At 43.5% G+C, this 14,210-nt stretch carries 10 protein-coding genes, 4 tRNA genes and 2 pseudogenes; 6 read left to right on the forward strand and 10 right to left on the reverse strand.

Annotation, left to right across the window (positions count from 1 at the left end):
* Nucleotides 1–18 precede the first annotated feature (18 nt).
* Entirely contained in the window at nt 19–1,059 is a 1,041-nt protein-coding gene (locus KUL49_RS15130) for an AI-2E family transporter (RefSeq protein WP_101563957.1), read from the reverse strand.
* A gap of 73 nt (nt 1,060–1,132) precedes the next feature.
* Here KUL49_RS15130 and folX point away from each other — a divergent pair.
* A pseudogene (gene folX, locus KUL49_RS15135) lies at nt 1,133–1,500 on the forward strand (dihydroneopterin triphosphate 2'-epimerase).
* A 23-nt stretch (nt 1,501–1,523) separates the two neighbouring features.
* On the forward strand, nt 1,524–2,420 hold the full coding sequence (locus tag KUL49_RS15140) for a TIGR01777 family oxidoreductase (RefSeq protein ID WP_131137827.1): 897 nt from the start codon (nt 1,524–1,526) through the stop codon (nt 2,418–2,420).
* Between the two features lie 328 nt (nt 2,421–2,748).
* On the opposite strand, the gene KUL49_RS15145 is transcribed toward KUL49_RS15140, so the two are convergent.
* Entirely contained in the window at nt 2,749–5,271 is a 2,523-nt protein-coding gene (locus tag KUL49_RS15145; protein ID WP_131137828.1) for an ABC transporter permease, read from the reverse strand.
* Nucleotides 5,272–5,971 (reverse strand): annotated as a pseudogene (locus tag KUL49_RS15150) (ABC transporter ATP-binding protein).
* A 16-nt stretch (nt 5,972–5,987) separates the two neighbouring features.
* Between KUL49_RS15150 and KUL49_RS15155 the strand changes: the two are divergent.
* From KUL49_RS15155 to KUL49_RS15165, 3 genes are all read left to right on the forward strand, one after another.
* A complete protein-coding gene (locus tag KUL49_RS15155) occupies nt 5,988–6,644 on the forward strand; it encodes an arylesterase (protein WP_049586851.1) in 657 nt (218 codons plus the stop codon).
* A gap of 45 nt (nt 6,645–6,689) precedes the next feature.
* Entirely contained in the window at nt 6,690–6,872 is a 183-nt protein-coding gene (locus KUL49_RS15160) for a hypothetical protein (protein WP_131137829.1), read from the forward strand.
* A 375-nt stretch (nt 6,873–7,247) separates the two neighbouring features.
* Entirely contained in the window at nt 7,248–8,222 is a 975-nt protein-coding gene (locus tag KUL49_RS15165) for a transposase (protein ID WP_131137830.1), read from the forward strand.
* A gap of 29 nt (nt 8,223–8,251) precedes the next feature.
* Here KUL49_RS15165 and dusC read toward each other — a convergent pair whose 3' ends face one another.
* The 7 genes from dusC to gltX all read right to left on the reverse strand — a co-directional run bounded on the left by dusC (nt 8,252) and on the right by gltX (nt 13,165).
* On the reverse strand, nt 8,252–9,190 hold the full coding sequence (gene dusC / locus KUL49_RS15170; protein WP_069944020.1) for a tRNA dihydrouridine(16) synthase DusC: 939 nt from the start codon (nt 9,188–9,190) through the stop codon (nt 8,252–8,254).
* A 283-nt stretch (nt 9,191–9,473) separates the two neighbouring features.
* Nucleotides 9,474–9,662: a DUF1289 domain-containing protein gene (locus tag KUL49_RS15175; RefSeq protein WP_039230420.1), complete on the reverse strand. Its 189-nt coding sequence runs from the start codon at nt 9,660–9,662 to the stop codon at nt 9,474–9,476.
* 277 nt (nt 9,663–9,939) lie between these two features.
* On the reverse strand, nt 9,940–10,845 hold the full coding sequence (locus tag KUL49_RS15185) for a M14 family metallocarboxypeptidase (RefSeq protein ID WP_049586858.1): 906 nt from the start codon (nt 10,843–10,845) through the stop codon (nt 9,940–9,942).
* A 347-nt stretch (nt 10,846–11,192) separates the two neighbouring features.
* Nucleotides 11,193–11,268 (reverse strand) — tRNA-Glu (locus tag KUL49_RS15190).
* A 156-nt stretch (nt 11,269–11,424) separates the two neighbouring features.
* Nucleotides 11,425–11,500, reverse strand: a tRNA-Glu gene (locus KUL49_RS15195).
* Nucleotides 11,501–11,593: 93 nt separating this feature from the next.
* A tRNA-Ala gene (locus tag KUL49_RS15200) sits at nt 11,594–11,669 on the reverse strand.
* Between the two features lie 86 nt (nt 11,670–11,755).
* Complete coding sequence (gene gltX, locus KUL49_RS15205; protein WP_014948924.1) at nt 11,756–13,165, reverse strand: glutamate--tRNA ligase; 1,410 nt, start codon at nt 13,163–13,165, stop codon at nt 11,756–11,758.
* Between the two features lie 949 nt (nt 13,166–14,114).
* On the opposite strand from gltX, the gene KUL49_RS15210 reads away from it, so the two are divergent.
* Nucleotides 14,115–14,190 (forward strand) — tRNA-Val (locus KUL49_RS15210).
* Nucleotides 14,191–14,210: the final 20 nt, after the last annotated feature.

Genomic DNA, 14,210 nt, shown 5'->3' on the forward strand with positions numbered 1-14,210 from the left:
CTTTCTACTTCCACTAAGTTACGACACAGACTTCTCACCTTCACTCGACAACAACACTGCAAGCCACTTGCTCTCTTCTCGAGACTCTAATGCGATTTTCACTACCATGGTTAAAGGCACAGACAACAGCATCCCGACTGTACCTAGTAACCAACCCCAAAATATTAAAGACAGAAATACTACGAGCGTAGACAACCCCATGCCCTTACCCATCAATCGAGGTTCCACCATATTACCCATGATGGTATTAACAAGCACAAAGCCAAGCGCTGCAAAACCTGCTGAGGCTGGACCAAGCTGAACAAATGCGATGAGTACAGCTGGCACAGCGGCAATAATAGATCCAATGTTAGGAATAAAGTTGAGCATAAACGCCAAGACAGCCCAAAGCATGAAATGATCGACGCCCATCACATACAACCAAATGCCAATAATTAAACCTGTCCCTAAACTGACCACAGTTTTTATCGCTAAGTAACTGTTCACAGAACGAATAAATCTGTCGATATGCTTTAGCTTCATTCCAGGATCAGCAAGCGCAATATGCAACCGGCGTGGAATACTGTCTGCTTCAAAAAGCATGAATATGACAGTAAGAAGAATAAGGAAAAGGTTTGAAAGTACGCCGCCCATCCCGCTGATGAAATTTGTTGCTACAGACATAGCCGTTGCTGGATCAAGGTGCGAAGCGATTAACTCTCTATTGATGTGAATATTAAATTCAGCCAATTTGGACACAACCCAGGCAAACTCTGTATCAAGCTTACTTCTATATTCTGGCAAATTTTCTCGAAACTCGGTCATAGACTGGCCAACTAAGCCAGCTAAAAGAAAACCAAAAACAACGATAAGCAGTATAACAAAAGTTATAGAGAGCCATTTAGGCACGCCAAATTTCGAGGTCCAACGTATTATTGGGCTACACGCGATCGCTATAAAAATAGAGAGAAAAAACGGTACCATGATCGTACTGGCGGCTTTAATACCAGCCATTACCACTACTAAACATGCTAAAACGATTAGAATTTTTGCTGTTGGCGAGCGTAGTTCCATTGACATTTTGTGCTACATTCCTGGCTGAAACGACAACACTTTACAACGACTTATAAACAACTACAAACAAGAGACTTCAATGAACTTTAATCTTGCCACTATTAAAATTAAAAACTTAAGACTACGCACGTACATTGGCATCAATGAAGATGAAATAAAAACAAGCAGGACGTTGTTGTTAACGTGAAAATTGATTACGACGCTGAAAAAGCGACGAACACCGACGATATGAGTGATGCGCTTAACTATAAAACGATTACAAAGGCAATCATCAAGCTTGTAGAGGACAACCGTTTTTCTCTTCTGGAAAAACTTACCGCCGATGTGCTAAGCATTGCCGCAGAACATTCTTCGGTGCGCTACGCTGAGGTTGAGGTCGATAAGCCACATGCCCTTAGATTTTCTGATTCCGTGTCCCTGACACTATCTTGCAATAAGACGGGATAAGGTCATACCTCGAGGAGCTAATTGTGAACATTCTTTTGACCGGTGGAACAGGGCTGATAGGAAGCAAATTTATTCGTCAATATTCACATGAACATGAATTCACGGTGATTTCTCGCGGTTTTGCAAAGGCAAAGAGCAAATTGGGGGATAACGTCAAAATCGTCGAGAACGTTTCTTCGTTAGAAAATTTTGAAAGTTTCGACGCAGTAATTAATTTAGCTGGTGAGCCTATCGCCGATAAGCGCTGGACAGACACTCAAAAGAAAATAATTTGCAATAGCCGCTGGGACATCACTTCTGAGCTAGTCTCAAAAATAAATAGTTGTGATGCGCCTCCGCCTGTTTTCTTATCGGGCTCCGCGATTGGTTACTACGGCAATCAAGGAGACAAGCTTGTAACTGAAGAAACTCCTCCTCATAACGAGTTCACCCATGAACTGTGCGCTAAATGGGAGACTATTGCCCAAAGTGTAGATCAAGCTAAGACACGTGTCGTAACGCTTCGAACTGGTGTAGTTCTCACCGAAAAAGGCGGAGCGTTAGGGAAAATGGCACTACCGTTTAAATTGGGGGCCGGAGGTACACTTGGGAGTGGTAGTCAGTATTTGGCCTGGATCCACTTACAAGATATGGTGCGTGCTATCTCCTTCTTGCTCGAGAATAGTGCATGTTCTGGTGCATTTAATTTAACGGCACCAGAACCAGTGACGAACAAGGAGTTCTCTAAAGCGCTCGCAAAATCACTTAACCGCCCTTGCCTGTTCAATGTCCCGGGCTTTGTTATGAAAATAGCAATGGGCGAATCGTCGACGATGATACTTGAGGGGCAAAGAGTCATTCCTCAAAAGCTTACTACCGCCGGCTTCAGTTTTGAATTCCCTTCTATCGACGAGGCGCTAAGAGAGATATATCGCGCTTAAATGAATTACTGAAATTAGCTACGTGCCTTGTGGACAGTCACTTGAATTGCTAAGCAAGTGTGTGTCCACATTTATTGCACAACATTATCGCGAGGCACTTTGCTTAGTCGCAGGCCTCAAAAACATCTATTTACTATCAAACCAGAGCACTTCTCAAACTCTTCGCGAAAACCATTCCTTTGTAATTAGTGAACTTTGCTGTGAAATGCACAGTGGACAGACACTCATTTGAATTGAGTGACTGTCCACTGCCCTAAATCTAAACGGCACTTGACCGAGCGTCTGTCCGTTTTGTATTAAAGCGCATTTTAAACTAACGCAACAATACCTAAACCATATTCCGCAGCATCTGACTGGTATTAAGTGTAAGCAAACGCCAGCACCCAAACGCACCTAATATGCCTACAACGACAGCGCCAACGCTTGGCGCTATTGCCCAATATTCAGGGTGTAAGCTTGCTTCCATTTGGAATACAGAGGTTTGAAGTAAATAAAGGCTCAACTCATTGGCCATTGCTGCCATAAAGCCTGCTACTACACCAATAATAACAAACTCAAAAATAACACTTTTTCTTATCAACGCCCCCTTTGCACCGAGCGTCCGAAGTATGGCTATTTCCTGTCTGCGTTCATCCATACTCGCCTGTACTTGTGCAATCAATACCAGACTGCCCGCTAACAATACCAGCACCAAAATAAATTCAACGGCAACAGACACCTGATCCACAATCTCTCGCAACTGATTAATTCGAGCATCAACGTCGAACATAGTTATTGATGCAAACGGTTTAAGTAGGTTAGTTAACTCTGCCTTTCTCTCGGTGGGAAGGTAGAAACTAGTAATATAAGTTGGGCTAAATGCGGCCATTGCCTCAGGGTGAATAACGAAGAAAAAGTTAGGCTGCATAGTCTGCCAATTCACAGTACGAATACTCGTTACTTTCGTTTCGACAATCTCGCTGCCCACATTAAAAGTAAGCCGATCGCCCATTTTAATGTTCAACCTTTCTGCAACGCCTTCTTCAACGGAAACCGGGAACCATCCTTCGCTGTAGTGTTTATCCTCATCGCCATGCCAGTTCCCGTCAATGACCTCGTTTTCTTTTTGAAGCGCGTTGCTCCAAGTTAGGTTTGCTTCTCTGCCTAAACCTCTTCGGCCTTCTCGATTCGGCTCATCTTCTTTAGAAACCTCGGTGTTTACCCCTTCTCCATTTACCGAAACAAATCGGCCTCGAATGACAGGATAAAACTCTTCAATTTTTACGCCATTGTCAGCGAAGTGTCTGTCCAACTCGGGTTGAATATCCGGCGTAATGTTAATTAAGAAGTAATTGGGTGTACCTTCGGGTAATTGCGAACGCCATTGCGAAACCATATCGTTACGCATTACCAACACCACTAAAAGCAACATAATGGTGACAGAGAAGCTAATAAGCTGTACGCTGTTATCCATTGCACGTCGCTTAATACGTGCCCATGCCAACTGCCACGCCCCCATTCTTCCACTGCCCAACTTGCGTCCCACAGCAATTAAGATATACGTAGCACCAAGCAATCCAAGCACCAGCGCAGCGCCAGAAACGAAAAGAATAGCGCTAATTTTTAAATCTCGACTATACATCCACATCAGTAAGAATATTGCGCCACCGGAAGCCACGAACTGAATGCTTCTGGAACGTAAATTCGCTGATATGTCCTTTCTTAATACGCGAAGCGGAGGAACTGAAAATAGCTGCAAAAGCGGATATAAGGAAAAAAGCAATGCACACGTAGCGCCTGTAGCAACGGCGATTAAAAGCGGCCGCCAATGCCACACGTCAAGAGACACATCCACTCTGTCCGCTACAAGTGAAACCACCACTTGCTGACCAATAAAACCAATAACAAGGCCAATAAAAATACCAAGCCCAGTGATAAATAAAATCTGGAACAAATAGACTTTTCGAATGGTGCTGCTTGTTGCCCCCAAGGTCTTCATTATTGCCACAGGGTCAAAGTGACGTTGAGCATAACGCTGAGCAGCAACGGCAATGGAAACTGCTGCTAGTACAATTGCTAACAAGCTTGCCAACAGAAAATAGCGCTCAGCACTTGCGACAGAACGTCCTATCGCTGACTCGTCATCTTCGACTGTCCGCCACGAATGTAGGTCATCGTTTAGTTGGGGCAATAACCAGGTATTGAAACTTTCTATATCACCCGCATCACCGGCAAAAAAGCCCACATAACGAGCGCGACTTCCTGGCCCGGTTATCGCAGTTTTTTCCAAGTCATCTAAGTTAATCAGCGCAATAGGGTCGGTATTAAACACGCTGAAGCCAGCATCTGGAATATCTACCAGCACATGGGTGACGGTAAAAGTTCCATCACCAATTTCGATACTATCGCCAATAGAAAGCCCCAAGCTCTGAAAAAGCCGAGACTGTACCCATGCTTCCCCAGACTGAGGTAATTCTGCAGTATTGCGTTTTTCTCCAAAAGGCTGGTCGGTAATATTGACTGTCCCTTTCAGTGGATAAGCGTCATTCACAGCTCGTAAATCAACAAGCGACATCTCGTCGCCTCTAAACACCATTGAACGTGTTGCTACCTGCTTTGCCGTCGCAAGACCCTCTTCTCGAGCTCTAGCTAACCACTCTTCGTTTATAGGATCGTCTGAGCGAAGTTGAGCATCTGCTGCAATGAAGGCCGCAGACCGAGACTTTAGTGCGCCTTGTAAACGCTCACTGAAAAGAGACAGCGACAACACCGCGGCCACAGATAGCACAATGGCCAGCAATATGATGGTCAGTTCACCACGTCTAGCCTCATGCTTGAAAAGCCGCCAAGCTAAATTAAAAGACGTCGACATCTAAACCGCCTCTTTCTTATTCATTGTGTTCGCGCCAGTTGTTTCAACTAATTCGCCAGCATTCATAGTGAGTTGCCTGTCACAATGTTCCGCAAGCTCGTTATCATGAGTTACGAGTACGAGAGTTGTGCCTTTTTTCTCTATTCATCTCGAACAACAGCGCTTCGATTTTTTCACTATTTTTGGCGTCTAGGTTGCCGGTAGGCTCATCGGCGAAAAGTATTTTGGGAGAGGTAATAAATGCTCGCGCGATGGCAACGCGCTGTTGCTCGCCCCCCGACAACTGATTAGGGAAGTGGTGTGCGCGATGTTTCAATCCGACTTGCTCTAGAATATCCAAAGCTAGTGCCTTTGGGTTATCAAGCCCTGCAATTTCTGCCGGTAGCATCACGTTTTCTAAGGCTGTTAAGCTTTGAACTAACATAAAGCTTTGGAAAATGAAGCCTACTTTATTTCCTCTTAAAATCGCGCGCTCTTCTTCATTCATGCTGTGAAGAGCTTCGCCATCTAAGAAAATTTCCCCTTCTGTAACTTGGTCAAGCCCTGCCAACAAGCCCAAAAGGGTTGACTTACCCGAGCCGGACGCGCCAATAATGGCAACGGACTCACCAGACTTGACTTCAAAAGAAATAGGACGAAGGATCTGCAGTGAACCTTCACTCGTATCCACTACTTTGGTTACAGCATTAGCTTTTATCATAAGAGGTCATCAATTCGTGTTTGTTAAATTTCGTTATTTGTTCGCTTTTTTACTTATTCTTTTAATACCCTTTCAAGCGCTATCAGATCAAGCCGAGCAGAGCGACACAAGCGAAAATGCGGTTTTACTTATCTTAGGTGACAGTTTATCCGCGGCTTATGGATTACAGCAACATGAGGGTTGGGTCAGTTTGTTACAAAAGATGTGGCAAGACGACAACATTCCGATTGATATTGTAAATGCTGCGGTAAGCGGAGAGACTACTGACGGCGGTTTAGCGCGATTTCCCCGTTTATTAGAGCAACACAACCCTACCCATGTATTGATTGAACTGGGCGGTAATGACGGCCTTCAGGGCCATAATATCGGTAAGATTAGGGATAATTTAGATTCGCTGGTAAGTGTTGCGAAGGAGAGTAATGCCGTAGTGTTTCTGCAAGAAATGCAAATTCCTTCTAATTATGGCAAGCGCTATACGCAGATGTTTACTCAAAACTTCAATAAAGTAGCGGAAGCTCAGGACGTTCAAAAAATTCCATTTTTCCTTGAAGAAATAGCGCTAAATAAGGACTTAATGCAAAACGATGGTATTCATCCAAATGCTGAGGCACAGCCTTTGATCGCTAATTTTATGGACAGACACTTAAGAAGTTTAATTCTTAGCGCTCAATAATTGTGCTAATCTTATCAAGTGATTTTTTAAATGCGAGGTTTGTTTATGGACGTTTCTTCTGTTAATTCGTCTCCTGTTTCCACTGTCTTAGAATCGCCGCAGCGACCTACTCAACAGGTTGAGCCCCGTAATGTGCAAGAAAGTCGCGAGACTCAGCTTCAGAGCACACAGCAGACCTCAAGCACTAACGATGGGCGTGTGGGTTCTAGAGTTGATGTATACGTTTAAATTCCCTCTTATTGAAAACTTTTGGGGACAGACACTCGTTCAGATTATTGTCTAGTCTCCTAGTAAGCAGAGGCGCATGTGCTAAATAAGGGAATTAGAGAGAAATTAGAAAGGACAGACACTTACTAAATAAGAGTGTCTGTCCTTTTTCTTTTTAATCTGTTTGATGCAACGATGAATGTCTATCCGCTATTAAGCTCGAGTGTCTGTCCAAGATTTTCAGTTCTAATTATCTAACTTCAACTGAGACTCTTTATGATATTTGATTGAAAGTGCACTCATTGGAAGTAATCTCCTCCTAAAACTGTCCCAAAGACCACTTAAAATTGACGCCGTAAATCTCATAATGTCAATAAATAACTATGGGATACGGATATGCCTCTACCTCGATACAAGCAAATAAATACTGATGTTACACCTTATTACCACTGCATTTCTCGCTGCGTGAGGCAATCTTACCTTTGTGGTCGCGATGCCCGCACTGGCATAAACTATGAGCATAGAAGAAAGTGGATTCAAGACAGGCTCCATAAGCTTTCTCAAGCTTTTGCCATCGACTTATGCGCCTACGCTGTTATGCACAATCACATTCATGTGGTCTTGCATATAGCAAAAGGCAGAGCTGAAGGCTGGACGATGGATGAGGTCTTGCTTCGGTGGAGGATGTTTTATAAATGCCCGCCCGTAGTGCAGCGATATTTAGAAAACTTTGATTCTGTAACGTCAGAAGAACTTGCTGAATTGAAATCATTATCTGTTTTATATCGAGAGCGACTTCAAAGCATCAGCTGGTTTATGCGTATGCTCAATGAATATATTGCTCGAAGAGCTAACAAAGAAGATGAATGTAAGGGCTATTTCTGGGAGAGAAGGTTTAGGTCACAAGCTATACTCGATAAGAAAGCACTGGCCAGTGTAATGGCTTACGTCGATTTAAATCCCATTCGAGCAAAAATAGCGACGACGCTAAGCAACTCTCACCATACGAGTATCCAATATCGCTTGAATGCCAAACGCTCGAATAAAACGCCTAAGTTTTTGATGCCCTTTAGCGATAGTCACCACAAGAACACCGTGCCGTTGCCCTTCGCATTTACCGATTATTTGCAGCTTATCACTGATACGATGAATGCGGAGAGTAATAAGGATACCTGCAAAGTCCCAAAGCTTCCTAACCGCTTGTTAAGTAAGCTTGGAATGACAAAAGAGAACTGGCAGCTAGTAACTAGTAATTTTGAAACACTTTTTACTGGGCCTGTCGGTTGCCCTGAGATGATGGAGAATTTCGCCAGATGCTGCCAAAGAGCATGCCGCCCAAACGTTGCAAATGCTCAAAGGTATCTGTCGTGAACCTCTAACACCATTGCAAAAGTACCTGGCTAAATATCGGCTTGGCGTGCAAGCACATCAACAATGTCCTGAGATTTCGTTAGGCGCCTTATGTCGTTGAACAGAACTTCAGCTTCAGGGTATTGTCTTTTCAGATAGCCGCACCATTGCTTAATTCGGTTGGGGTAATATTTGCCCTTATCACCAAAAATTTCGTAGCCAGAGTACTGAATCAGCAAAGCAGCCAGTTCAGACCATGGCATAGGTGCTACACCCTCTTTAATACTCAGCGCCAAATTAGGCATTGCCAATGCACCTCGTCCAATCATAAGGTTGGTACACTCTGATTGGCTCTGACATCGCTTAGCGTCTTCAGCGTTCCAAATTTCACCATTTGCAACAAGTGGAATATCGGTGTGTTGCTTTATCTTCGCTATCCAGTCCCAATAAGCCGGTGGTTTATATCCCTCCGTTTTGGTCCGCGCATGAACAACGAGCTCAGAAGCGCCCGCTTCAGTGATAGCTATAGCATTCTCGATAGCTAAAGATTTGTCTTCAAAACCTAGTCTGATTTTGGCTGAAACTGGGATTTCTGCAGGAACAGCGTCCCTTACAGCTTTCACAATGTCATAAAGGGTTTGGGTTTCTTTCAACAAAACCGCCCCGCCCTTACTCTTATTAACTGTTTTGGCAGGGCAACCAAAATTTAGGTCAACACCAGGAGAGCCCAGCTCTATTGCTGTTTGTGCATTCTCTGCAAGCCACTGTGGATGTTGTCCTAATAATTGAACTCGGACAGGCACACCTGCCGGAGTTTTGCCGCCATTATGAAGCTCAGGACAAAGTCTATAAAACGTTTTCTTTGGTAATTTTTGATCGACCACTCTTACAAATTCAGTAACACACTGATCGAAACCACCCACGCGAGTGAGCATATCTCTCATTAAGTGGTCGACAACGCCCTCCATAGGGGCAAGCATTACTCTCATTGCAAACGTCTCAGATTAATAGAACATAAAATTGGCGCGGGAGTTTAGCAAAAAGCACTTATATCAGCCAGGCTTTGATGCTTAGTTTTTCAACTTCTGTGACTGTCTACTTAAGGTGCATTCAAGGTGGTTTTAAATTGCAGCTGTTTAAATCTAGTAAGTGTCTGTCCGCTAGACACTTTACTTCATGTGGGAGTGATGCAGGCTTCTAATTCTATACGAATAGAAAAGCTTGTGTGTCTGTCCATACGTAGAAAGTTCTTGATAGAAGTTCGCACTTAGCCTATTTACGAGGCTGTAACTGGGTAGCGGCTTCCTTTTCTAAATTTTCAAGGCGAGTGAATACGGCCTTCTTTTGATTATCGGTGTATGTCCGCCAATTAATGATTTCTTCAATCGTACGTTTACACCCAATGCAAATGTCTTCTTCGGTTAATTTGCACAAGGCTACACATGGGGAAATTAAGTTCATAAAGCTTCTGTTTTATCCAGACCGTCTTTTTTACTCTGTACTCGCGAAGCTGCGATAGCTGCCATTGTAGTTTCTGATAGCTCTTTATTGGACCACAAACAGACATGACAACCAAAGCGCGATTCAAGATATGAGGAAAACTCAGTGTCTGTCCCACAGTCATACCTCACTAAATTTTGCTTTTTACCGTCGTAAATAACCGCAGAATAAGTAAACACAAAGAGCCTCCTAAAAAAGAGGCTCAAATATACATCTAGACGTCTAAACGTTCAAGCGTCTAATTTAAATAATCGAGTGCAGCGCAAATTGCGGCCACCTGAGCATCATTGCAATTTTCGGGTGTCGCATTATCGCTATCGGGATAGACTTCTGTAGTTGTGACGTACTTAGCATCTGTCATACCTCCACAAAGGTACAACGACTTCTTGTCATAGCAAATTACACCTTCACTCACCACATCTGCACCTATAATCTTTCCGTTTTCATCGGCCGGTGCGATATGCGTTACTTTTTTCACAGCCTCAATAACTGCTTTTTGAAACTCTATTTGGGGGCTTGGAGTATTAGCAACCGTATAGAAACCATCTGGAATGTTCCAGTTATCATGGGTCACCCCATCCCGCGCAGCCAGTGCTGGTCTAAACTCACTATTGTCCGTGTCTGTCGTTTCGTGCAAATCAATATGAAGCGTAAGAGATAACGCTAAATCAGATACTAATTGCATAAGCTGAGCAGACTCTGGTGCAGGAGAATCACTGTAAAACGAGCGATTCGGATCTAATGCCATTGGGTTCCATCGATTTATCGACTCGTATCCCCAGGGACTTACACATGGCACCACAACTATATTTACTTGCTCTGCGTACTGAGCCAACTTTGTTTCAATAAATTGAAGCGCTCCTTGCACACCACTAGTTTCGTAGCCGTGAACACCGCCTGTAACGAGTGCAGACGGCTTTTCAGCGTCAAAACTCTTGGGAATTACAGCATATAGTGGGTAACGCGCTGTATCATAAGGAAGTGCGCCATACTGCTTTAACTCAAAGCCTTCAGGGATAATGTTGAAGAGTTTATTAAGTACTTCTTCCTGATAACTTCTTTTCACAGTCTGCTGTGCTTTCCATTGGGCTTTTTCTTCTTCGCCCCACGGCTCACCAGGAGTTCCAATTGGATAATTCTGCATATAACACCTCTTTTGTATTTTTTAGATCATAACAGTTCAACAAGCTCACGTATCTATCACACAAAAGTTTCTTAAAGGGTTGTGACATGAGTTCTTTACGCATTGAACCTCTGAAAAGTACTTGCGCGAAGGTGTTGACGCCTCTTTTGTAAGAATTGCAAATTCCGATGAAAATGATCGGTGTATGTCTAGGTAGATGGTTTAAAGAGGGAAAGAAGAGTGTCTGTCCACTGAAGCTTTCTTAAGATGGCTTTGCATCTATTTGCTTACAGATTTAATTGCAGTGTCTGTCCACAAAGTTTTAAGCCAGAAACAAAAAACCAGCCGAATGGCTGGTTTTTTCGATATGGCGTCCCCTAGGGGATTCGAACCCCTGTTACCGCCGTGAAAGGGCGGTGTCCTAGGCCTCTAGACGAAGGGGACTGAAAATTTTCTTTCGAAAGCTACGCTTTCGAGATTTCAGTTAGGAAAAGTGAGTCAGCGAACTGAGCGACCTTACCCTACCGAAACTTTCAGTCAGAAGTTGAATAATCAACTCCAGCCTATTTCACAGTTTTAATCGACTGTGACGCGATAAAATGGCGTCCCCTAGGGGATTCGAACCCCTGTTACCGCCGTGAAAGGGCGGTGTCCTAGGCCTCTAGACGAAGGGGACTGAATTCTTTCTTCGAAACTAAATTTTCGAATTTTTCAGTCCGAAGCTGCGTTAACAACTTCAGCCTATATCAAACCACATCTCAATGTGACTTGGTGGAGCCAGGCGGGATCGAACCGCCGACCTCCTGCATGCCATGCAGGCGCTCTCCCAGCTGAGCTATGGCCCCATCATGGTACCAGTCATTTTGTGTGACTGTTCCGTGACAGCGGGGCGCATTCTAGGCATCCCCCCCGTGTCATGTCAACGCTTTTTTTATGAATTTTCTCTGTTTGCTATAAAAGTAAGCGCTTTGTCGATTCTCTCGCCAATTTTCTCTTTTGAGATAAGATTCAACGTGATATCTAACGACGGTGAATTACCACCACCTGTCACAGCTACACGCAGCGGCATACCTACTTTCCCCATGCCCACTTCCAATTCTTCGGCTGTACTATTTATAGCAGCCTGAATATTTTCTGGGTTCCACTCTTCAATTGCCATTAATTTATCTTTAGCAAGCTCTAATGGGCCGCGAGCGACTGGACGAAGGTGTTTTTTCGCTGCGTTCGCATCAAAATCTTCATAGTCTTGATAAAAGTACGTAGAAATCTCAGCTAATTCTTTAAGCGTTTTTACTCTATCGGCCTGAATAGCGATAATAGATTCGAGCGCAGGGCCTGTCGTTAAATCAACATTCAACTCTTCAAAGTGCCATTTAGCGTGTGACGCAACTTCACTTGCTGGTAATGTCTTAATGTAGTGTTGATTCAACCAGATTAGCTTTTCTGTGTTAAATGCCGATGCAGATTGCCCAATGGCATCTAAGCTGAATTTCTCAATCATTTCATCAACTGAGAAAATTTCTTGGTCGCCGTGAGACCACCCCAACCTAACAAGGTAATTAAGCACAGCTTGCGGTAGGAAACCATCATCGCGATATTGCATCACGCTTACAGCGCCATGACGCTTAGATAACTTCTTGCCGTCATCACCCAAAATCATAGAAACGTGAGCATATTCTGGAACAGGTGCACCAAGCGCTTCAAGAATATTGATTTGACGTGGCGTGTTATTAATATGGTCTTCACCACGAACTACGTGAGTAATACCCATATCCCAATCATCAACAACTACACAGAAGTTATATGTAGGGGTACCGTCAGAGCGCTGAATAATAAGATCGTCTAGCTCAGTATTGCTAATCTCGATTTTTCCACGCACGTGATCATTGATTACCACTTTACCTTCTAAAGGGTTTTTGAAGCGGATAACAAAAGGCTGACCTTCTGGATGATCCGTTCTGTCTCTCCACGTACCTGGGTAGCGAGGCTTCTCACCACGTTCTTTTTGCGCTTCACGAATCGCATCTAACTCTTCAGAGCTCATAAAGCATTTATACGCTTTACCTTCATCCAAAAGCTGCTGAATAAGTTCTTTATATCTATCGAACCGCTCAGTCTGATAGATTGGCCCCGTATCCCACGTTAAACCTAACCATTGCATTCCGTCTAGAATGGCCTGCTTTGCTTCTTCAGTTGAACGCTCGATATCTGTATCTTCAATACGAAGAACAAACTCGCCGCCTTTGCTTTTAGCAAGAAGCCAAGAATAAAGCGCAGTTCGTGCGCCGCCAACGTGAAGATAGCCTGTTGGGCTGGGTGCAAATCGTGTAACAACCGACATGGTCACTCTCTATTGTTAATGTATTTCTAAAGTTGGGCGCATTCTACCAGTGTCCGCGCGACTTCAAAAGTAAGATAAGAATAGAAGGAAAAAGAAATCCCTTGAAGTAGTTTAGATGGTACGAAGAAAGTGAGCTATAAAGTGGACAGACACTTATTGTTGAAGCCCACTTTTTCAAAATTCATTTCTTACTGAAGTGGACACACACTCAGAAAAGTCTAACGCTCAAAGAGTGCCAGAACTGAAAAAAACTCTAAAAAAGTAAGTGTGTGTCCGAAAAGACCAGGTACTTTAAATAAAAAGATTCTGCACGCACTTTATCAGGTTTACGTAAGTGCCTGTCCTTTCTCCTTCTCTCCTTTGTTTTTTCGTTGCGTGTTTTCTAAGTGACTGTCCACTTGGTAATTCAATTGATATTTCAAGAATAAAGTAAGCACCACTTTTATTTGGTTAGGTTTACTAGCGTTAAGCTATGAAAAAAATAAGTGGGTATCCACTTTGCGCTTGCACTTTGCCCTTGTTTGCCATTTCTTCTTTTAAAAAAATGAGTGTGTGTCCATTGTGTGAAGCCCCATTGTGCGAGGCCAATTTAATTATATGTTTGTGGTAAATAAGTGACTGTCTACTTCAATTCTAATTATATGTTTGTGGTAAATAAGTGACTGTCCACTTCAATTCCAGCCAACCTCTATTTCAACTCTTAGTAAGAAGCGAGTGTCTGTCCACCCAAGCTCCAGCTTTTTCGTGTAAACCCACGCTGCAGTTTTTGTCTATCGATGGATTCAAAACGCGATTAAAAACGCTGTTCTTTTCATCAATTTAGTTAAGATGCAGCCAGAGTGTCTAAAATTCGGCCACACAGTCATTTTTCTTTAATTTTATTGTTGACACTAACGGAACCGACTCTATAATACCGCCCCACTTGCTTAGGCAAGCTTTAAAGAAATATGGACGCTTAGCTCAGTTGGGAGAGCATCGCCCTTACAAGGCGAGGGTCACTGGTTCAAGCCCAGTAGCGTCCACCACTTCCTCACCGTGGTTAAAC

Source organism: Alteromonas sp. KUL17 (assembly GCF_006538305.1).
Classification (GTDB): Bacteria; Pseudomonadota; Gammaproteobacteria; order Enterobacterales; family Alteromonadaceae; genus Alteromonas; species Alteromonas macleodii.